This window comes from Donghicola sp. XS_ASV15 (genome assembly GCF_041224595.1).
Lineage (GTDB): Bacteria > Pseudomonadota > Alphaproteobacteria > Rhodobacterales > Rhodobacteraceae > Donghicola.
Window position 1 is genome coordinate 205,030 of sequence record NZ_JBGFGN010000157.1, and the last position, 19,024, is coordinate 224,053.

The 19,024-nt window shown below is 59.8% G+C and carries 16 protein-coding genes and 2 tRNA genes; 6 read left to right on the forward strand and 12 right to left on the reverse strand.

From position 1 onward, the window contains the following. Positions 1-148: 148 nt before the first annotated feature. A complete protein-coding gene (locus AB9K37_RS15415) occupies positions 149-1,483 on the forward strand; it encodes a DUF5930 domain-containing protein (RefSeq protein ID WP_369840486.1) in 1,335 nt (444 codons plus the stop codon). Beyond that, positions 1,473-1,958 carry a polymer-forming cytoskeletal protein gene (locus tag AB9K37_RS15420; RefSeq protein WP_369840488.1) on the forward strand — a complete coding sequence of 162 codons (486 nt, stop codon included), beginning with the start codon at positions 1,473-1,475 and terminating at the stop codon, positions 1,956-1,958. Before AB9K37_RS15415 ends, AB9K37_RS15420 begins: the two co-directional genes overlap by 11 nt. A 109-nt stretch (positions 1,959-2,067) precedes the next feature. Here AB9K37_RS15420 and AB9K37_RS15425 read toward each other — a convergent pair whose 3' ends face one another. The 5 genes from AB9K37_RS15425 to AB9K37_RS15445 all read right to left on the reverse strand — a co-directional run bounded on the left by AB9K37_RS15425 (position 2,068) and on the right by AB9K37_RS15445 (position 9,322). Then, positions 2,068-2,850 (reverse strand): DUF2189 domain-containing protein, encoded by a 783-nt coding sequence (locus tag AB9K37_RS15425; RefSeq protein ID WP_369840490.1) that lies wholly within the window; start codon positions 2,848-2,850, stop codon positions 2,068-2,070. A 124-nt stretch (positions 2,851-2,974) separates the two neighbouring features. Next, a complete protein-coding gene (gene prfB, locus AB9K37_RS15430; RefSeq protein WP_369840492.1) occupies positions 2,975-4,102 on the reverse strand; it encodes a peptide chain release factor 2 in 1,128 nt (375 codons plus the stop codon). A 95-nt stretch (positions 4,103-4,197) separates the two neighbouring features. After that, positions 4,198-6,756 carry a penicillin-binding protein 1A gene (locus tag AB9K37_RS15435; RefSeq protein WP_369840494.1) on the reverse strand — a complete coding sequence of 853 codons (2,559 nt, stop codon included), beginning with the start codon at positions 6,754-6,756 and terminating at the stop codon, positions 4,198-4,200. A gap of 90 nt (positions 6,757-6,846) precedes the next feature. Beyond that, positions 6,847-8,070: an N-acetylmuramoyl-L-alanine amidase gene (locus AB9K37_RS15440; protein WP_369840496.1), complete on the reverse strand. Its 1,224-nt coding sequence runs from the start codon at positions 8,068-8,070 to the stop codon at positions 6,847-6,849. 109 nt (positions 8,071-8,179) lie between these two features. Continuing rightward, the gene (locus tag AB9K37_RS15445) at positions 8,180-9,322 is read right to left on the reverse strand and encodes a pyridoxal phosphate-dependent aminotransferase (protein WP_369840498.1); all 1,143 of its coding nucleotides are present in this window, start codon (positions 9,320-9,322) and stop codon (positions 8,180-8,182) included. 54 nt (positions 9,323-9,376) lie between these two features. Here AB9K37_RS15445 and AB9K37_RS15450 point away from each other — a divergent pair, with 54 nt between their 5' ends. From AB9K37_RS15450 to AB9K37_RS15460, 3 genes are read left to right on the forward strand one after another with little or no spacing between them, the layout of a single operon-like run. Further along, on the forward strand, positions 9,377-10,708 hold the full coding sequence (locus AB9K37_RS15450; RefSeq protein ID WP_369840499.1) for a M48 family metalloprotease: 1,332 nt from the start codon (positions 9,377-9,379) through the stop codon (positions 10,706-10,708). Between the two features lie 11 nt (positions 10,709-10,719). Further along, positions 10,720-11,475, forward strand: coding sequence for a DsbA family protein (locus AB9K37_RS15455; protein ID WP_369840501.1), 756 nt, complete (start codon positions 10,720-10,722; stop codon positions 11,473-11,475). Further along, on the forward strand, positions 11,472-12,104 hold the full coding sequence (locus tag AB9K37_RS15460) for a hypothetical protein (RefSeq protein WP_369840503.1): 633 nt from the start codon (positions 11,472-11,474) through the stop codon (positions 12,102-12,104). The genes AB9K37_RS15455 and AB9K37_RS15460 overlap by 4 nt, the downstream gene beginning before the upstream one ends. A gap of 46 nt (positions 12,105-12,150) precedes the next feature. Here the strand turns inward: AB9K37_RS15460 and ispG are convergent, their stop codons facing one another. From ispG to hemA, 3 genes are all read right to left on the reverse strand, one after another. Then, a complete protein-coding gene (ispG, locus tag AB9K37_RS15465) occupies positions 12,151-13,275 on the reverse strand; it encodes a flavodoxin-dependent (E)-4-hydroxy-3-methylbut-2-enyl-diphosphate synthase (protein ID WP_072707108.1) in 1,125 nt (374 codons plus the stop codon). 95 nt (positions 13,276-13,370) lie between these two features. Further along, on the reverse strand, positions 13,371-14,618 hold the full coding sequence (locus tag AB9K37_RS15470; RefSeq protein ID WP_369840505.1) for a helix-turn-helix domain-containing protein: 1,248 nt from the start codon (positions 14,616-14,618) through the stop codon (positions 13,371-13,373). A 120-nt stretch (positions 14,619-14,738) separates the two neighbouring features. Beyond that, positions 14,739-15,962 carry a 5-aminolevulinate synthase gene (gene hemA, locus AB9K37_RS15475; RefSeq protein ID WP_369840507.1) on the reverse strand — a complete coding sequence of 408 codons (1,224 nt, stop codon included), beginning with the start codon at positions 15,960-15,962 and terminating at the stop codon, positions 14,739-14,741. A 232-nt stretch (positions 15,963-16,194) separates the two neighbouring features. On the opposite strand from hemA, the gene AB9K37_RS15480 reads away from it, so the two are divergent. Beyond that, complete coding sequence (locus AB9K37_RS15480; RefSeq protein WP_369840509.1) at positions 16,195-17,574, forward strand: dipeptidase; 1,380 nt, start codon at positions 16,195-16,197, stop codon at positions 17,572-17,574. 40 nt (positions 17,575-17,614) lie between these two features. On the opposite strand, the gene idi is transcribed toward AB9K37_RS15480, so the two are convergent. The 4 genes from idi to AB9K37_RS15500 form a co-directional block, all read right to left on the reverse strand. Further along, on the reverse strand, positions 17,615-18,130 hold the full coding sequence (gene idi / locus AB9K37_RS15485) for an isopentenyl-diphosphate Delta-isomerase (RefSeq protein ID WP_369840511.1): 516 nt from the start codon (positions 18,128-18,130) through the stop codon (positions 17,615-17,617). Positions 18,131-18,197: 67 nt separating this feature from the next. Next, positions 18,198-18,668, reverse strand: coding sequence for a TspO/MBR family protein (locus tag AB9K37_RS15490; protein WP_369840665.1), 471 nt, complete (start codon positions 18,666-18,668; stop codon positions 18,198-18,200). Positions 18,669-18,733: 65 nt separating this feature from the next. Further along, a tRNA-Asp gene (locus AB9K37_RS15495) sits at positions 18,734-18,810 on the reverse strand. A gap of 34 nt (positions 18,811-18,844) precedes the next feature. Then, positions 18,845-18,921: transfer RNA gene (locus AB9K37_RS15500), tRNA-Asp, on the reverse strand. Positions 18,922-19,024: the final 103 nt, after the last annotated feature.

The window sequence follows — 19,024 nt, forward strand, 5'->3', positions numbered from 1 at the left end:
GCCGAAATGGCGGGATGTGGCGCACGCCCGGAGCGCGAATTTTCAAAAGGGTTGCGCCGAAAACACGGTGCGGTTTATCCCCTACATACGCCGTTGTTGCGCCCTTTCGTGTGCCGGCGTCAAAAACACGACCTAGGGGACCTAACCAGTGAGAAGCCGCGTTAACCGCTTTATCGAAACACGCTTCGGCAATGTGTTTCCGGAACGCCGCGTATTTTTGCGTTCAGACACCGAAACCCGTTTTATCCGCCTGACACCGCTCACCCAGATCACCGCGCTTGGCGGGTTGGCGGTGATCATGGCATGGGCCGCGATATCGACGTCGATCCTGCTGATGGACAGCATCGGATCTGGCAACGTCCGCGCCCAAGTCCAGCGAGAACAAGAGAACTACGAAGAGCGCTTGAACCGTCTCGCGCTGGAGCGCGACATGCGTGCCGAAGAAGCCTCGGACGCGCAGGATCGCTTCAATCTGGCGCTTCAGCAGATTTCGGTGATGCAGACACAGCTTCTGGCATCCGAAGACCGCCGCCGCGAATTAGAGACCGGTCTGACCGTTGTGCAGGATACCCTGCGCCGCGCCATGACGGCGCGCGACGCGGCGACCGAACGCGCTGGCACGCTTGAGGCTGCGCTGAAGGGTGAAGAAGGCGCGATCAACGTGTTGCCGATGGGCGCAGAGATAAACGGAGCTGTCGATGCGCTAAGCGTTGCTCTGTCCGAGACCGCAGCAGAACGCGACTCCAAAGCAGCAGAAGCCCGCAAAGCGCTGCGCGAGGCAGACGAGATCGCCATGCAGCTCAAGTTGTTGCGCGATCAGAACGACCGCGTGTTCCGCCAACTCGAAGAGGCTATGACCGTCTCTGTCGAGCCCCTGAACAAGATGTTCCGCAACGCTGGGATGGACCCCGACCAGATCATTGGACAGATTCGCAGCCGCTACTCTGGCCAGGGCGGACCGCTGATGCCCCTGACCTTTGGCCCCGAAGAAGAGCACAGCCACGAGATTGACCGCGCGAACCGCCTGCTAGAGCAGATGGACATGCTGAACATGTACCGTATGGCCGCTGAGAAAGCGCCCTTTGCATCGCCTGTTAAATCAGCATTCCGCTTTACCAGCCCCTATGGCTATCGCCGCGACCCGAAAACAGGCGGACGCCGGATGCACGCAGGTGTAGATTTTGCAGCATCCACCGGAACGCCGCTTTACGCGACGGCCGATGGCGTAGTAATCCATGCTGGCTGGTCTTCGGGTTATGGTCGTTTGGTTAAAATCCAGCATGAATTTGGTATCGAGACAAGGTATGCCCACTTGTCCAAACTTAACGTGACCAAGGGCCAAAGGGTCTCGCGTGGTGACCGTATCGGTGATATGGGAGCATCAGGACGCGTGACCGGCGTGCACCTGCATTACGAGGTGCGTGTCGGGGGCAAACCCGTCAACCCGATGGTATATATCAAGGCTGCTAATGATGTTTTCTAAAAGCAAGATCAACGAACCTGGCCCCAAGGCCTCCGAAGCTCCGGCACCGGCTCCGGCAACGGCACCCGTGGAAAAGACTGACTTCAAAGCACCCGCGGCGACCAAGGCAAAGCCCCCCGCATCGGTTCTGTCGTCTGATCTGCACGTCGAAGGTAACATCCGCACCACAGGCGATGTTCAGGTCGAAGGCACTGTCGATGGCGATATCCGCGCGCACCTGCTGACCATTGGCGAAACCGCCACCATCAAAGGCGAGGTCGTGGCAGACGACGTCGTGGTGAACGGCCGCATCGTGGGTCGCGTGCGCGGCCTGAAGGTCCGCCTGACCTCTTCGGCGCGCGTCGAGGGTGACATCATTCACAAGACCATCGCGATCGAGAGCGGCGCGCACTTCGAAGGTTCGGTCCAGCGCCAGGACGATCCCCTTTCGACCGCTGGCGCCAAGCGCATCACTGGCCCTGAAAGCAAAAGCTAATCCGGCATTTTCCGGATTGCCCCTTCGGGACGATCTCTAGGACGAGACAGAAAGGCACCGCGACTTGCGGTGCCTTTTTCTATAGTCCAACGCATCAGGGGTCAGCGTATCAGGCGTTCTCGATCAAAATGCGATAGAGGTGCCAAGTCGCGTGTCCCAAAATGGGCAGCACGATAAACAGCCCCAAGAAGCCTGGCAGCATTGCGACAAAGGTCAGCACTGCCACGATTCCGGCCCAGACCAACATCGGGACCGGCGCCTCGGTGACGACCTCGAAACTGCTGATCATTGCCGTCACGAAATCGATATCGCGGTCCACGACCATCGGCAGACCCACAACTGTGATCGCGAAAATCAGCAGTGCAAAGACCGCACCTATCGCCGTTCCGACCGCCAGCATTGTCAGGCCGTTGGTCGTCAGGTAGACATCATAAGATGTCGAGACATTGGTCATCGTCGAGAGCCCCATAAAAAGGGCAAAGATCATGTGCGCGATGAAGAACCAGAACAAAAAGATGATCACGACCACCGCGCTGAGCCACGGCAACTGGCGGCTCCCCTGCCCTTTGACCGCGCCAAAGATGCGGTGCCAGTCCATGGCCAGCCCGAACTCCAGCCAGCGTGATGTCTCGTACAGGCCCACGGCGGCAAAGCTCCCGACCAAAGGGAAGCTGATCACCGCCAGCACCAGCCAGTAGGTCTGCCCCGTGATCGCGGTGATCGCCCACATCAGCCATCCCACGGCCACATAGACGCCTGCAAAGATCAGCCCGAACACCGGCGAGCGGCGAAAGTCCCCGACCCCGCGCCGTAGCGCCAGAAAGACGTCAGCGATCGTTGCTTGCGCCAACTCGGGCGCGCCGAGCTTGCTGCCCTGCTCAATGGCATCCATTCATGGTCTCCCCTCTTCCTCCGGAAGGGAGCCTATCGGCCATTGGCGATGCGGCGAAGATGTAATTTCGATACAGCTTATCAGCGGCCAAAGAAAAACCGCGGCGCTTTGGCCGCGGTATCATTTATTCTTCGAAGGTCGCTTCGGCGCGGGATTTGCCGCTGACATCCATGGCCAGCGTCGCCGCCATCAACCCGTCCAGATCCCCGTCCAATACGCCCGAGGTGTCCGAGGTTTCGAACCCCGTCCGCAGGTCCTTGACCATCTGGTAGGGCTGCAGAACGTAGGACCGGATCTGGTTACCCCAGCCCGCATCGCCCTTGGCTTCGTGGGCGGCGTTGATGTCCGCGTTCCGGCGATCCAACTCCATCTGATACAGACGCGATTTTAGGGCCTTCATGGCGATATCGCGGTTCTGGTGCTGCGACTTCTCCGAAGAGGTCACAACGATGCCGGTGGGGATGTGCGTAATCCGTACAGCCGAGTCTGTGGTGTTGACGTGCTGACCGCCCGCGCCGGACGAACGGTAGGTGTCGATGCGGATTTCGCTCGGGTTCACCTCGATCTCGATGTTGTCGTCGACCACGGGGTAGACCCAGACCGAGCTGAACGAAGTGTGACGGCGCGCCGCCGAGTCATAGGGCGAAATCCGCACCAAACGGTGCACACCACTCTCGGTCTTAAGCCAGCCATAGGCGTTGTGGCCGCTGATCTTGTAGACTGCCGATTTGATCCCCGCTTCTTCGCCGGGGCTCATGGACTGCAATTCGACCTTGTAGCCTTTCTTTTCGGCCCAGCGGACGTACATGCGCGACAGGATCGAGGCCCAGTCACAGCTTTCTGTACCACCCGCACCCGAGTTGATCTCGAGGAAGGTGTCGTTGCCGTCCGCCTCGCCATTCAGCAGAGCTTCCAACTCTTTTTGCGCAGCGGTTTGGGCGAGATCCTTCAGAGCAGCTTCGGCGTCTTTGACGACCTCCTCATCCTCTTCCATCTCGCCAAGCTCGATCATGTCGATGTTGTCCTGAAGATCCTGCTTGATGCCGGTGTAGACATCCATGGAATCGATCAAGGTCTGGCGGTCGCGCATCAGCTTTTGCGCGGCCTCGGGATCGTCCCACAGGGTCGGGTCCTCGACACGGGCGTTGAATTCCTCGAGCCGGTGCTGCGCGGTGTCCCAGTTCAGCCGCTGGCGCAACAGCTCCAGCGATTTTTCGATCTCGGCCACGGTGTTCTGTGCTTCTGCGCGCATCTTCGTCCTATGGGTTTGAAAGGGTCAAAGGGGCCGCGCGGGGCGGCAGCCCTGTCAGGCAGCGGTGATACCGCAGCATCGCTATATGAGCAAGGTCAGTAGAGGCCGCCCGCGCTGAGCGTCCCAAAATCGGCCTTGGGCCCGACGACAGCCGTTCCCCCGCCCGAGGTCGTGACCTGCTTGGGCGCATCGTCAGATTCACCACGTTCAAAAAGCGGCAAGTTGGAGCCGACGGCAAAACCACCGTCAAAGGTGACGCCAAACATCGGCTCTTCGCCATCGCGGAAGTATTCAGCGACCACGTATTCGCCGCTCGCATCATCTGCCAATCGTGCACCGGTGAAACGGTCGATCTTGATAAAGTGACCGCCTGGCGGCACATCAAACGGACCACCACCGTACTTCTTGGTCGCAGCCCGCATCAGCTCGGTAAAGACCGGACCACACAGTGTGCCACCATAGGCGCCACGACCCATGGGACGCGGGCTGTCAAAGCCCATGTAGCAGCCCGCCACAATGTTTGAGGTAAAGCCGACGAACCACACGTCCTTAGCGTCGTTGGTGGTGCCGGTTTTACCGGCGGTGGGGACAGGCAGCTTCACAGTGCTGGCCGCAGTACCGCGTTGCACAACGCCCTGCATCATCGAGGTCAGCTGATAGGCTGTGATGGGGTCCATCACCTGTTCACGATTCGAGGTGATGCGCGGCCCGATCCCATTGGGGATGGAGGGATCTGCACAATCGGTGCAAACGCGCTCTTCGTGGCGATAGATGGTGCGGCCATAGCGGTCCTGAACGCGGTCCACCAGAGTGGGCTGCACCCGCTCGCCGCCGTTCGCGAACATCGCATAAGCCGCGACCATCTTGTACAGTGTCGTCTCTTCGGAGCCCAGAGAGTTCGCTAGGAAGCGGCCCATGTTGTCATAAACGCCAAAGCGTTCGGCGTAGCGCGCAATGGTGTCCATGCCGACTTCTTGGGCCAGACGCACGGTCATCAGGTTCCGCGACTGTTCGATGCCGGTCCGCAACGGGGTCGGGCCATAGTATTTGTTCGACGAGTTTTTGGGGCGCCACAAACCTTGGGGGGTGTCCACCTCGATCGGGGCGTCGATCACGATGGTCGCGGGCGAATAGCCGCTATCCAGAGCCGAAGCATAGACAAAGGGTTTGAAGCTAGACCCCGGCTGGCGCTGCGCCTGCGTCACGCGATTGAACACCGAATCCTGATAGGAGAAGCCCCCCTGCATTGCCAGAACGCGGCCGTTTTCCACGTCCATGGCCATCAGACCGCCCTGCACTTCGGGGGTCTGTCGCAAGGTCCAGCGGATAAAGCTGCCATCTTCGTCCTTGGTCATGCGCCGTACGAGCACGACGTCGCCAACCTCGACCAGATCACCAGCCACGCGGGCCTTATTCGCGAGTTTCCCATTCTCCAGGCGCTTGCGAGCCCACTGCACGTCTTCGGACGGGATCCAGTGGCCATCTTCGTCCTCTTCGACGCCTTCGATCCCGATGCGGGCCGAGCTATCGCCAACGCGCAGAACAACGGCGGGATACCACTGCGCTTCAAGGAAGATGTCGCGGGGAACATCAACGTTCGACAGGGCTTCGCGCCACTGTTCTTCGGTCTCTAGTTCGGCTGGGTCGATCTTCTTGCCTGTGCCGCGCCAGATACCGAGACCGCGGTCATATTTTTCAAGGCCGCGGCGCAGGGATTCGCCTGCAACAGCTTGCAAATCGGGATCGACGGTGGCGCGCACCGATAGACCGCCGGTAAAAAATTCACCCTCTCCGAAATCGTCGCTTAGCTGGCGGCGAATTTCGTCAGTGAAGTAATCGCGGTAGGGCAGAGCAACGCGGAAGTCTTCGTAGTCGCCATTCTGCACGGATTTGAGCGGCAGCGCCTGTTCGGCATCGCGCATCTCGGCGGTGATGTATCCGTTCTCTTCCATCTCGCGCAGCACGTAGTTGCGGCGATCCACAGCTTCTTCGTAGTCACGGACAGGATGCAGTTTGGCCGGTTTCTTGGGCAATGATGCCAGATATGCCGCTTCGCCCGGGGTCAGTTCACCCAGCGTTTTGTTGAAGTAGGTCTGCGCGGCAGCCGCCACACCATACGAATTCGCGCCAAGGTAAATTTCGTTCAGGTACAGCTCTAGGATCTCGTCCTTTTCCAGCGTCTGCTCAATACGCGTGGCAAGGATCAATTCCTTGATCTTGCGCTCGGCCTGACGGTCGCCGGACAGAAGGAAGTTCTTCATGACCTGCTGTGTGATGGTCGACGCGCCGCGCACATTGCGGCCGCGCGACACCACCGCGTCCCGTGCCGCCGAGGCGATGCCCATCAGGTCGTAGCCCGAGTGCTGATAGAAGTTCTTGTCCTCGGCCGAGATAAAGGCCGCTTTGACCAGATCGGGGATTTCTTCAGCAGGGACGAACAAACGCCGCTCTTTGGCGAATTCATCAATGATGCGCCCTTCGGCGGAATAAATCCGGCTGATGGTCGGCGGTTCGTACTGTGACAGAGCCTCGTGGCTCGGCAGGTCGCGTCCGTACATCCAGAACACACCACCAATGCCCAGAGCAACCATGAAAATGCCCAAGGTGATGGCGCTAAAGATCGCCCCGAAGAAGGATAATATGAATCGCACCACTGGCTGGCCCTCGTGTCAAACGTGCCCCCTCTTATAGGCAGGGCCTTGTGGGGTCAAAACACAATGGGTCGAGATAAATGGAAAGGCGGGCTATTGCCGGATCAATTGCCCTTCTGCGGCGTCTGCAATCGCCCACTCTAGAATTGCCGCCGTAATCGCCGTAGCGGTACGCGCTCGCCATTCTGGATTGGTGATGTTGGCGCGATCCCGATCCGAAGACAGGAAGCCGACTTCAAGCAGAACGGACGGGATATCCGCAGCCTTGAGGACCGAGAACCCCGCCCCGCGCAGTGGGCGCGAATGCAGCGGATTGCCATTCTCTTTGAGCGCCTCCAGCAATTGGTTTGCCGCACGTTTCGCGCGTGGCATCGTGTCCGTCCGCGCCAAGTCCATTAGCACATGAGCGACGACATCGTCCTGCCCCGTCAGGTCTACCCCCGCCAGCAAGTCCGCCCTGTTATGCCGCTCTGCAAGTTTCTGCGAGGCCTTGTCCGAGGCTTCTTCGGCCAGAGTATAAATGGTGGCCCCCCGCGCACCGCCGCCGTCCAAGGCATCCGCGTGCAGCGATAGGAAAAGATCCGCGCGGGCCTCGTGGGCGATTGTGACGCGGGTTTCCAAGGGGACAAATTCATCGGCCTCTCGGGTCAGGTAGACATCGACCTCGCCCGTCCGAACCAGCGTATCGCGCAGTTCCATAGCAAAGCGCAGCATCAACTCTTTCTCATCATAACCGCCGCGCTGCGCGCCCGGGTCTACGCCGCCGTGGCCTGGGTCAATGACAACCACCAGCTTACCACTGCCGGATTGGCGCATGCGGGCCGGATCAACATCCGCGACCAAGGGCATCCCCCAGTCGGGATCGGCAGGCGCGACGGACCGCGCGGCGAAGTCCTGATGAGAGGTACGTTCAAGCGTCAGGTTCAGCTTGGCCTGCCCGGTCTCGGTATCGATCCGCAGATCAGACGACGCCAGCGCCAGAGGCCCGTCAAGATCGAGGATCATGCGTGTCCAGCCGGGTCGATACTGACCAAAGCGCGCGTCCGATACGGCGGTTGTTTGGGTAAACAGCGCGGGGTCTAGCCCGGTCCAATCGACTTCGCGAAAGTCTGCGATCAGGCGTGCGGGGTCGTCCAGCGTGAACACGCGATACGGAACCCCTTGGGTCATCCCAAGGGTCAGCGTCACCCCGCGCTCTGTGTCAGCAGCACGGGTTTCATCCGGTAGAATACGGGCCCGCCCCGTGAAATCCTGAGCGAGCGCAGCACCAGCAAGACACAGCGCCACCACCAAACCTGTAACAATGCGAAAAATCATCTGCTCGGCCTCTGACCGTCTTTTCGCAAATAGATACACGGTCTGGGGGCCTTCGCAAAGTTATCATGAAGGAGAGTGTGTAAGCCCGCCTAAAGATGGCACAAATCCGCTATCGGTTTGCCATGAATTCGGTCAGGCGGCGCAGGCCCTCTTCGATATCCTCAGTCGAGCGCGCGTAAGAAAACCGCAGCGTCCCTGCCCCGCGATCAGGATCGAAATCGAGGCCGGGGGTCACCGCAACGCCCGCTTTTTCCAAGATTTCGGCGCAGAAGGCGCGGCTGTCGCTGGTAATGTGGCTGACGTCCGCGTAGACGTAAAATGCCCCATCGGGCGGCGCGATGCGGTCGAAACCTGCTTTGGGCAGGCCCTCGATCATCAGCTGGCGATTGCGCGTATAGACCTGCAGGTTCGCGTCCAACTCCTCTTTGCAATCCAGCGCCCCAAGGGCGGCGATCTGGCTGGCATGGGGGGCGCAGATGAACATGTTCTGGGCCAGACGTTCAATCCGGCGCACGTGCTCGGGCGGAACAACCATCCAACCCACGCGCCAACCAGTCATGCTGAAATACTTGGAAAAGCTGTTGATCACATAGACGTCTTCGGAATGCTGCAGCGCCGTGACCGCTTTGGCCTCGTACTCGATACCATGGTAAATCTCATCGCTGATAAAGGCGGTATTCTCGGCCTGCGCGGCATCAATGAGTGCGCCCAAAGCATCCTTGCCCAACATAGTACCCGAGGGGTTCGCGGGCGATGCGACCATCAGACCGTCCAACCCTTTGCCCACGAAATCCGATGGCACCGGCTGATAGCGGTTCTCGGCCGCCGTTTCGAGCATCACAGGCTCGACGCTCATTGCCTTCAGGATCTGTCGATAGCTGGGATAGCCCGGCGCGCCGATGCCAACCTTGTCCCCTGCGTCGAACAGCGCGGTGAACGCCAGCAAAAATGCCCCCGAAGAGCCCGAAGTCACCACGACCCGCGACGGGTCCAGTTCAACGTCATACCAATCGCCATAAAGCTGCGCGATCCGTGCCCGCAATTCAGGAATGCCCAAGGCAACCGTATACCCCAGCGAGCCGTTCTCCATCGCCGTCGCCAAGGCGTGGCGCGCACCAGTCGGCGCGGCGGTACTGGGTTGACCGACCTCCATGTGAATGATGTGGCGTCCGGCCTCTTCGGCACGGCGCGCGGCCTCCATCACATCCATCACGATAAAGGGATCGACATCGCTGCGGGTTGAATTTCGCATGGGGTCCTCACTAGGGTGTTGCCAATGTCATTTCAGGCGAGGAAAGGATCGTCAATGCGCCAAGCCGCCCGCGTGCTGGCAACTGCCCTGTGCCTGTCTCTGATTGCCAGCCTTCCGGCCCGTGCCGTTGGCCTGTTGCGCGATCCCGACATCGAACATGCGCTAAACACGATTGCTGCGCCGATCCTGAATGCCGCGGGCCTTGGCGCCAATCGCGTGAAAGTTCTGGTTGTGAACGAATCCAGTTTGAACGCCTTTGTCGTCGATGCGGAACATATTTTCATCCACGCAGGGCTTCTGTCTCGGCTTGAAAACGCCAGCCAGCTGCAATCTGTCATCGCGCACGAGGCCGCACATATCGCGAACGGTCACATGGCCCGACGTCTCACCAACATGCGCACTGCCCGCACTGCAGCAGGCATTGGTCTGGCTTTGGCTGCCGCAGCCGCTGCTGGCGGAGAAGGACGCGCCGCCACCGGACTTGCCCTTGGGACGCAATCTAGTGCGCAAAGAGTTCTCTTTGCCCACACCCGCGCCGAAGAGGCCAGCGCAGACCAAGCTGGGGTTCGTTACATGGTCAGCGCGGGCATCAATCCAGTAGGCGCTGTCGAGGTCGTCGACATCTTTCGCGGACAAGAGGCGCTGAGCGTCTCTCGCCAAGATCCCTACACACGCACGCACCCTTTGACCCAAGACCGTTTCCGCGCCTTGCAAGGGTTCGCCGCAGCGTACGGAGATCGTGCTTGGCCCGATGCGACGACCGCGAACTACTGGTTTGCGCGCGCTCAGGGCAAACTGACTGCGTTCACCCGAGCCCCCAGTTGGACCCTGCGCCGCGCGAAATCCAGCGTGACCGCAGATATCCGCCTGATGCGCGAGGCGGTCGCCTATCACCGCCAACCGAACGCAAGAAAGGCGATTGCCACAATCGACAAACTGGCCTCCGCCCGCCCCCAAGACCCCTTTGTCCACGAGCTCCGTGGCCAAATTCTGCTAGAGAGCCGTAACTTCAGCCCCGCGACAAATGCCTATGGCCGCGCAGTCAAACTGGCCCCGAATGATCCCCTGATTTTAGGCGGCTACGGGCGGTCCTTGCTGGCGCTTGACACCGCCGACAGCAACAAGCGAGCCCTCGCCGCACTGGAGAAAGCCCGCCGGATCGACCGATATAGCGCAGGCGTTCTGCGTGATCTGGGCATGGCCTATGCCCGCGCGGGACAGAACGGAATGGCCTCACTGGTGACTGCCGAACGCTATGCATTGCGCGGTCGGCTAAATGACGCTGCACTCCACGCCAAACGGGCCGAAGGTCTGCTGCCGCGCGGATCCGCCCCTTGGCAAAGGGCGCAGGATGTGCTGACTGCTGCAAAAGCCGCGCCGAAATGAAAGGACGCCACATGATCCGAACTCTCGTCACCGCCAGCGCCTTGGCCCTGACCGTTGCAGGTTCTGCCGCGACCGCAGAAACCGATCTGACCAGCATGACTGACGCCGAGCGCGCGGCGTTCCGTGACGAAGTCCGCGCCTACCTTCTGGACAACCCCGAAGTCATTATGGAAGCCGTCGCCGCCCTAGAACAGCGCCAAGCCGCAGACGCCGCGAACACCGACCGTACGCTGGTTGAGACATACAGTGACGCAATCTTTGCCGATGGGCATTCATGGGTTGGCGGCAACCCAGAGGGTGACATCACCCTGGTTGAATTTCTGGATTATCGCTGCGGCTACTGCCGCAAAGCCTCTGCCGAGGTCGAGCAGCTGCTGGAGTCCGATGGGAACATCAAATTCATCGTCAAAGAGTTTCCAATCCTTGGCGAAGAGAGTGTGATCTCGTCTCGGTTTGCGCTGGCTGTACAGGCGGTCGCGGGAGACGATGCCTACAAAGAAGCGCATGACGCTCTGATCACCTACAAGGGCAGCTACGCCGAGCCTGCCCTGCGCCGCCTGGCCGAGGGGCTTGGTGTCGATCCAGATGCGGTGATCGCTGGCATGGACGCGCCCGAGATCAACCAGATCCTGCAGGCAAACCGCGAATTGGCGAACGCGCTACAAATCAGCGGTACGCCGACATTTGTCATGGATGATACCATGTTGCGGGGGTACGTCCCACTGGCACAGATGCAGGCGATCGCAGACGACATCCGCGCACAATGATCCGTTGGGCCGCTGCCTTGCTGGCTGCGGCCAGCCCTGCCTGCGCGCTCGATTTCGGGGATCTGACCCCGACCGAGCGCGAGGCCCTTGGTCAGGAACTCCGTGCGCTGCTGCTTGATGAACCCGAATTGATTGAGCAAGCCCTATCGCCTGCGCGACCTGACCCCATGTCCTTTCACATCGCAGAGGACAAGCGTCGTCTGTCTTACCTACGCGAGCAAATCGCACCCCAAGATGGGGACGTGGTAATTGGACCAGCTGGCGCACCAGTCGTGACCGCGTTTCTCGGAGCCGGGGATACGTCGGCAGAGATGGCGCGGGTCCTGCGCGATCTGGCGGGCACCGCCACACCCCCTCAGATTGTTATCAAATTCTGGCCTGCCAACGACAGGGCCGCCGCGATTGGCCAACTTTATGGCACAGAGGCCCTTTGGGCAGCTTTGACAGGGCAGTCTGAGACAGATTGGGACGAAGCCGCAATAGGCGCGCGCGCCGCGAAACTAATGACGGACCGGACCGCGCTTGCAGAGGCGTTAGAGTTGGACGCCCCGCCTTTCCTGCTCATCGACGGCATCATGGTCAAAGGCCCCGTGCCCCCGATCGTCATCCAGAAATACCTCTCTAAATGAAAAAGGGCGCATCGCTGCACCCTTAGATCCGTTCTATCCGAAAGCCTTACTCGGCAGCATCCGCCATTTCGGCGTCGATCTCTGCCGCGCGCTTTTCGACCTGCTCCACGATGTGGTCGATCATCTTGTCATTCGACATTTTGTGGCTTTGCTGGCCCGCCAGATAAACCATCCCGCTGCCTGCTCCGCCACCGGTAAAGCCGACATCGGTCATCAGCGCCTCGCCGGGGCCATTGACCACACAGCCGATAATCGACAGGCTCATGGGCGTTTTGATGTGTTCGAGCCGCTGCTCCAAAGCCTCGACCGTTTTGATCACGTCAAAGCCCTGACGCGCGCAGCTGGGGCAGCTGATGATGTTGACGCCGCGATGGCGCAAACCCAGCGATTTGAGGATTTCATAGCCAACCTTCACCTCTTCGACGGGGTCGGCCGACAAGCTGACCCGAATGGTGTCGCCAATCCCCATCCACAGCAGATTGCCCAGTCCAATCGCGGACTTGATTGTGCCAGAGGTCAGACCCCCTGCCTCGGTGATGCCAAGGTGGATCGGTGCGTCCGTGGCTTCGGCAATCCCTTGGTAGGCCGCCGCAGCGAGAAAAACATCGCTGGCTTTGACGCTGATCTTGAACTCGTGGAAGTCGTTGTCCTGCAGAATCCGAATATGCTCTAGCCCGCTTTCGACCATCGCTTCGGGGCACGGCTCGCCGTATTTCTCGAGCAAGTGCTTTTCCAAAGAGCCCGCGTTCACGCCGATGCGAATTGAACAATTGTGGTCGCGCGCTGCTTTGATCACCTCTTTGACACGGGTCTCGTCGCCAATATTACCGGGGTTGATCCGCAAACACGCTGCACCCGCCTCGGCCGCCTCGATCCCGCGTTTGTAGTGGAAATGGATATCAGCCACGATCGGAACCGGGCTTTCCTTAACGATCTCTTTCAACGCGATCGAGCTGTCGCGGTCCGGAACAGAGATACGAACGATGTCAGCGCCAGCCTCTGCGGCCGCCTGAACCTGCGCGATGGTGCCTTTGATATCGGTCGTGACCGTGTTGGTCATGGTCTGAACCGAGATCGGAGCGTCCCCGCCCACCGGAACGTTGCCCACCATGATCTGGCGGCTCTTGCGGCGGTAAATGTTCCGCCAAGGGCGGACGTGGTTCAGGGACATGGGCACGCACTCCGGGTTAATCAGAAGTCGTGCAACAAATAGGGCTGATAGGGCTGGGGTGCAATCATCCCCTGCCCCAGATCAGAACAAGTTTATCAGTCAGCGGTGGTTTGCTGAGGCGCTGGTGTATCCGCCAGCGCCAGTTCGGCGACGACTTTGGCCAGATCCTGATCATTGTCGAGCGAGGCGACGGAATAAGTCTGCGACAGGCTCTCGCTATCGAGCGCGAGATTTTTGGTTACCACGCCCCGATCACCGGCAGGGCCAAAATGCGTGCCATTGATGTCAAAGTAGACCGCGCCGGATTCGCCAACACGGATGGTGGGCGCCTCTTCGGTTTGGGGCACTTCGTAGCTGTCACCGCCGTTCATAATGCCCTCAAAAATAACCGAGCCATCGGCGGCGCGCACACGTACCCAAGCAGGGCGAACCGCGACCACGGCCAAACGGGGCGGCGCGTCCGCGACAACCTGTGGCTGCGGGGCACCGACTGGCGTCATGGGCAATTCGGCAAACATATCGTCAGTAGGCTGTTCAACGACTTCTGCAATCTGTGGCAGTTCAGGCTGTGCGAACACGCCAACCGAGCGTGGATCAAGTGACGCAATCGGCGCATCACGGGGCACCAAAACTGGCACATCCAACGCTTCGGGACGATAAAGACGATCCAGAGCTTCGGCGGGTGGGTTAAAGATACCGGCCGCGTCAGCGACAATCTCGCCCTCTTCGTCACCCTGTTCGCTCAGCGGATCAAGGTCACTGACCAGCATCGGCGTATGCTCGACCGGAGCCAGTTGAACCCGCTGAATTTCGGTAAACACGCTCCAGCCGCCAAATCCGAGCATACCGATCACAGCCAGTAGCGCGATCGATGACCCAATGGCGCCGGGCTCTATCCCTGCAAAGATGCTCTCTTTGCCAGGGACAAAGGGCGTACCGGACTCAAGTAGCGGATCGGCATTCATGCGGCGCGCGCGCGGCGCGGGGATCCCGTCACGCTTGCGCGACGATGCTTCGGGTGCCATGCCATGCGCCGTCGAGAAGCCGCTTTCCTTACAAAAGGCCGCGAATACAACATCAGGCTCCAACCCCAAATAGCGGGCGTAGGAGCGCACGTATCCTGCAATAAAACCGGGGGTATCGAAAACGCTTGGATCGCAGTTTTCGATGGCAGCAATGTAAGAAGCTTTGATGCGCAGCTCTCGTTGCACGTCGAGAAGGGACTTCCCGATCGTCGCGCGTTCGCCACGCAGCACATCCCCAAGCCGCAGCTCAAAGTCGTCGAACCCCTTGGGGTCCGAAGATTCATCCTGCGCATCACTCGACTGGGATTTGAAACGCATACCCAAATTTACTGCCCTACTTACCTGATTCCGACACGGCAAACACACTTTTGATTCGCCGTGATCTGTTATTAGGGCAAAGTTACCACACTGCGTAGGAGAATTCAGCGCAGGACTTGATTAAGCGCTTAATTCGGCACGATTCAGCGCACAATGAGACCAGAGATCGTCCATTGCCCGGACCAAAGCGTCCATTTCCTTGGGGCCATGCACCGGAGACGGGGTGAATCGCAGCCTTTCGGTCCCACGCGGAACGGTGGGGAAGTTGATAGGCTGCACGTAGATCCCGTACTGCTCAAGTAACATGTCAGAGAGCATCTTGCACTTGACCGGGTTGCCCACGTGCACTGGCACAATGTGGCTGTCGTGGTCGATCAGGGGCAAGCCCATCGCCTTCAGGCGGGCCTTCAGGATCTTGGCTTGGGTCTGATGTGCATCACGGATTGACTGATCCTCTTTCAGAACAGCGATGCTTGCTGCAGCGCCTGCCGCCACAACGGGGGGCAGCGAGGTGGTGAAGATGAAGCCAGGCGCATAGGAACGGATCGCATCACACATCTTTTCCGATGCCGCGATGTAGCCACCGTGGACGCCAAATGCTTTGCCCAGAGTGCCGTTAATAATATCAAGACGATCCAAAAGTCCGTCGCGTTCTGCAACACCGCCACCGCGGGGACCGTACATGCCAACGGCGTGCACTTCGTCCAGATATGTCAGTGCGCCGAACTCTTCGGCCAGATCGCACAGCTCAACGATGGGGCCAAAGTCGCCGTCCATAGAGTAGACCGATTCAAACGCGATCAGCTTGGGCGCGTTGGGATCGTCGGCTTCCAGCAGCTCGCGCAGGTGCGCGACGTCGTTGTGACGGAACACGCGCTTGGCACCACCGTTGCGGCGAATACCCTCGATCATCGAGGCGTGGTTCAGCTCGTCCGAGTAAATGATCAGGCCGGGGAATAGCTTGGGCAGGGTCGAAAGAGTCGCGTCGTTTGCGATGTACGCGCTGGTGAACAGCAGCGCCGCCTCTTTCTGGTGCAGGTCAGCCAGCTCGGCCTCAAGACGCTTGTGGTAGACAGTGGTGCCCGAGATGTTGCGGGTGCCGCCCGAACCGGCGCCGGTGGCGTCCAGCGCTTCGTGCATTGCTTCCAGCACCTTAGGATGTTGGCCCATGCCTAGGTAATCGTTGCCACACCACACAGTGATGTTCTGCTCCGAACCATCCTCCTTGCGCCATACGGCGTGGGGATAATTGCCTTTGCGGCGTTCGATATCGATGAAGGTCCGGTAGCGACCTTCTTCATGCAGGCGGTTCAGAGCTACGTCGAGCTGTTGGGTGTAGTCCACCGGTGTCTCCTGTGTTTGGTTGCCGCGCCCCGCCTTTGGCGAAATGCGACATGCCTACCTAGGCATCCCGTCGATTTAGAACGGATATAGGTTACTGTTCGCGTAGGCAACAGGCTACAAGGTGCCGCAGGTATTAGACTTTGATCTGCATCAACGTGCTTGACCGGACCGTGACTGGACAGTCCGACGCCGACTGTTAGGGTCGCCTCCAGTAATATTCTGGAGATTCACGATGACCCTCACCCCCGTTTTGGAGCGGATCGACGCCGATCTGGACGCCTCTCTCGACCGCTTGATGGAGCTACTGCGAATCCAGTCAATCTCGACCGATCCGGCCTATGCCGACCAGTGCGAAGCGGCTGCCGACTGGCTGGTCGCCGACCTGCAGAGTTTTGGCATTGCAGCAGAAAAGCGCGACACACCGGGCCATCCGATGGTGGTCGGCCATGTGCCTGGCGACGGTCCACATGTACTGTTCTATGGTCATTATGACGTTCAGCCCGTCGATCCGCTAAACCTTTGGCACAGAGACCCTTTTGACCCCGCGATCGAGGATGCGAACGGCACCCGCGTGATCCGTGGCCGCGGATCGAGCGATGACAAGGGCCAGCTGATGACCTTTGTCGAGGCCTGCCGCGCGTGGCAGGCTGTGCACGGCTCCCTGCCCTGCCGCATCACCTTCTTCTTCGAAGGAGAAGAGGAAACAGGCTCGCCGTCGCTGGTGCCGTTCATGGAAGAATTCGCCGACGAACTGCGCTGCGATCTGGCTCTGATCTGCGACACCTCAATGGTTGCCCCTGGTGTCCCATCTATCGCCAGTCAGCTGCGCGGAATGCTGAAGGAAGAGTTCACGCTGATTGGCCCGAAAATGGATCTGCATTCCGGCCACTACGGCGGAACCGCTCTGAACCCGCTCCATGCAATTGCACAAATTGTGGCCTCTTTTCATGATTCGACCGGGCGAGTCGCTGTCGATGGCTTCTACGAAGGCGTGCACCCCCTGCCCGAAGGCCTAAAGCGCCAGTGGGAGGGCTGCGGCTTTGACGAGGAGGATTACCTTGGCTCGGTCGGCATGACCAAAGCCCACGGCGAAGAGGGTTTCTCGACGCTCGAACTGCAATGGGCGCGCCCGACGCTCGAGGTCAACGGCCTCTGGGGTGGCTACAACGGCAAGGGCAGCAAGACGGTGATTCCGTCCGAAGCGCACTGCAAGATCACCTGCCGTCTGGTGGGCGACATGGAGCCCGACCACCTGCGCGCCGCGATCCGCAAACACGTCGAAGACCGCCTGCCCCAAGATGCTTCGGTACAGTGGGACAATGATGTGGACGGCGCCAAGGCCGCAGTGATGAACATCGAACGCCCCGAATTCGAAGCCGCCCGTCAGGCGCTGTCCGACGAATGGGACCGCGAAGCCGTTTTTGTCGGCATGGGCGGATCGATCCCGATCGCGGGCCTGTTCAAGGATATCCTGGGCATGGACGCGATGCTGATCGGCTTTGCGCAGGATGACGACCGCATTCACTCGCCCAACGAAAAGTACAATGTTGAGAGTTTCCACAAGGGCATGCGCTCTTGGGCGCGGGTGCTCGAGGCGCTTTCGCAGAAGTAAAAACAGCAAAACCAAGGCACCGCGCCTTGGCTTTTCTCTTTTAGACAAAGATCACGTCAGCGTGGTCCTGCATGTAGACCTTGAGCCACGGCGTGAACTGATCAGGATGCTCTGCAATCCGGCGGGCTAAGTCGCGCAATGTCACCCATTCCACCGCCATCACCTCGTCCGGGTTGGGCGTGACGGTCAGGCCCACTGGTGCGTCAGATACGTAAATCTGAACAACCTCGTGTTCTGTCAGGCCCTGCCCTACGTCGGCACGGTATTCGACCTCTTCTCGGTAGTGCACAGTGATACCGGTGACGCCAAGCTCCTCTTCCATCCGGCGCAAGGCACAAGCTTCGGAAGCCTCGTCCCAATGGGGGTGCGTGCAGCATGTGTTCGCCCAGTAGCCCGGCGTGTGGTATTTCGACAAAGCGCGCTGCTGTATCAAAATGCGATCACCATCACGCAAGAACACGGAAATTGCTGGGTGCCGCAGGCCGAGCCTGTGAACCTCTAGCTTTTCGACAGGTGTCAGGACGCCGTCGCGCCATGCAGGGATGAGATCAGCCATAACGCACCCGTTCCGTTGCTCTTACGGGTCGCTGGCATATCCCGAGCGCCGCCCTGCCGCAACCCAACTAGGACCGCAACGCGTCAGGATTGTTGCGCCAGATAGATCCATTCAACGCTGCCGCCACCGTGACCCAAGCAAGATAAGGCAGGAACAGCATCCCAGCGAGCCAGTCAATCTGCCAAAGCACGCCCGTCAAGATCGCGATCGTGATCCACATGATCGAAATGATCGCCATCCCAAGCCTGATCCGATGTGCTCCGAAAAACACTGGGGTCCATAGCGTGTTCAGCGCGATCTGAAGCGCCCAGAGCGCCATTGCCAGCCCCAGCAGCGGGCCGCCCGCAAACGCAGCGCGCGCCCCGGCCAAAGCCATCAGAATATAAAGAGTGGTCCAAACCACGGGGAAAGCCCAGTTTGGCGGCGTGAACGATGGCTTTTGCAGCGCGACGTACCACGCACCGGGCTTGAACAGCACACCGGTCGCAGCCGCGGCGCCACTGGCCGCCAAAAGAATAAAGAAAATCGTCCAATCCATGACAGGATAGGTAATACGTAGATTGCGCGCTTCAAGCGCCACTTCATTGATTTTAAGGGAAGAAGTGGCGCGGTTGACGGGGCTCGAACCCGCGACCCCCGGCGTGACAGGCCGGTACTCTAACCAACTGAGCTACAACCGCGCATCTACTTCGCCCGAGGTTTCACATTCAGCAGTGGCGCGGTTGACGGGGCTCGAACCCGCGACCCCCGGCGTGACAGGCCGGTACTCTAACCAACTGAGCTACAACCGCTCGCTGCTGTGTGTGACGCCTCGTTGGCGTGTGGGCGGTGTTTATGGCGTGGCGCGGGTGGCGTCAAGCGGAACCAAACACCTTTTTCAAAAAAAGTTCACGG

What these genes read in the sequence shown, in the direction of transcription:
- AB9K37_RS15420 (WP_369840488.1), top strand. Translation starts at nt 1,473, where the DNA reads ATGTTTTCTAAAAGCAAGATCAACGAACCTGGCCCCAAGGCCTCCGAA.
- AB9K37_RS15425 (WP_369840490.1), bottom strand. Translation starts at nt 2,850, where the DNA reads ATGGATGCCATTGAGCAGGGCAGCAAGCTCGGCGCGCCCGAGTTGGCG.
- prfB (WP_369840492.1), bottom strand. Translation starts at nt 4,102, where the DNA reads ATGCGCGCAGAAGCACAGAACACCGTGGCCGAGATCGAAAAATCGCTG.
- AB9K37_RS15440 (WP_369840496.1), bottom strand. Translation starts at nt 8,070, where the DNA reads ATGATTTTTCGCATTGTTACAGGTTTGGTGGTGGCGCTGTGTCTTGCT.
- AB9K37_RS15445 (WP_369840498.1), bottom strand. Translation starts at nt 9,322, where the DNA reads ATGCGAAATTCAACCCGCAGCGATGTCGATCCCTTTATCGTGATGGAT.
- AB9K37_RS15450 (WP_369840499.1), top strand. Translation starts at nt 9,377, where the DNA reads ATGCGCCAAGCCGCCCGCGTGCTGGCAACTGCCCTGTGCCTGTCTCTG.
- AB9K37_RS15455 (WP_369840501.1), top strand. Translation starts at nt 10,720, where the DNA reads ATGATCCGAACTCTCGTCACCGCCAGCGCCTTGGCCCTGACCGTTGCA.
- AB9K37_RS15460 (WP_369840503.1), top strand. Translation starts at nt 11,472, where the DNA reads ATGATCCGTTGGGCCGCTGCCTTGCTGGCTGCGGCCAGCCCTGCCTGC.
- ispG (WP_072707108.1), bottom strand. Translation starts at nt 13,275, where the DNA reads ATGTCCCTGAACCACGTCCGCCCTTGGCGGAACATTTACCGCCGCAAG.
- AB9K37_RS15470 (WP_369840505.1), bottom strand. Translation starts at nt 14,618, where the DNA reads ATGCGTTTCAAATCCCAGTCGAGTGATGCGCAGGATGAATCTTCGGAC.
- AB9K37_RS15480 (WP_369840509.1), top strand. Translation starts at nt 16,195, where the DNA reads ATGACCCTCACCCCCGTTTTGGAGCGGATCGACGCCGATCTGGACGCC.
- idi (WP_369840511.1), bottom strand. Translation starts at nt 18,130, where the DNA reads ATGGCTGATCTCATCCCTGCATGGCGCGACGGCGTCCTGACACCTGTC.
- AB9K37_RS15490 (WP_369840665.1), bottom strand. Translation starts at nt 18,668, where the DNA reads ATGGATTGGACGATTTTCTTTATTCTTTTGGCGGCCAGTGGCGCCGCG.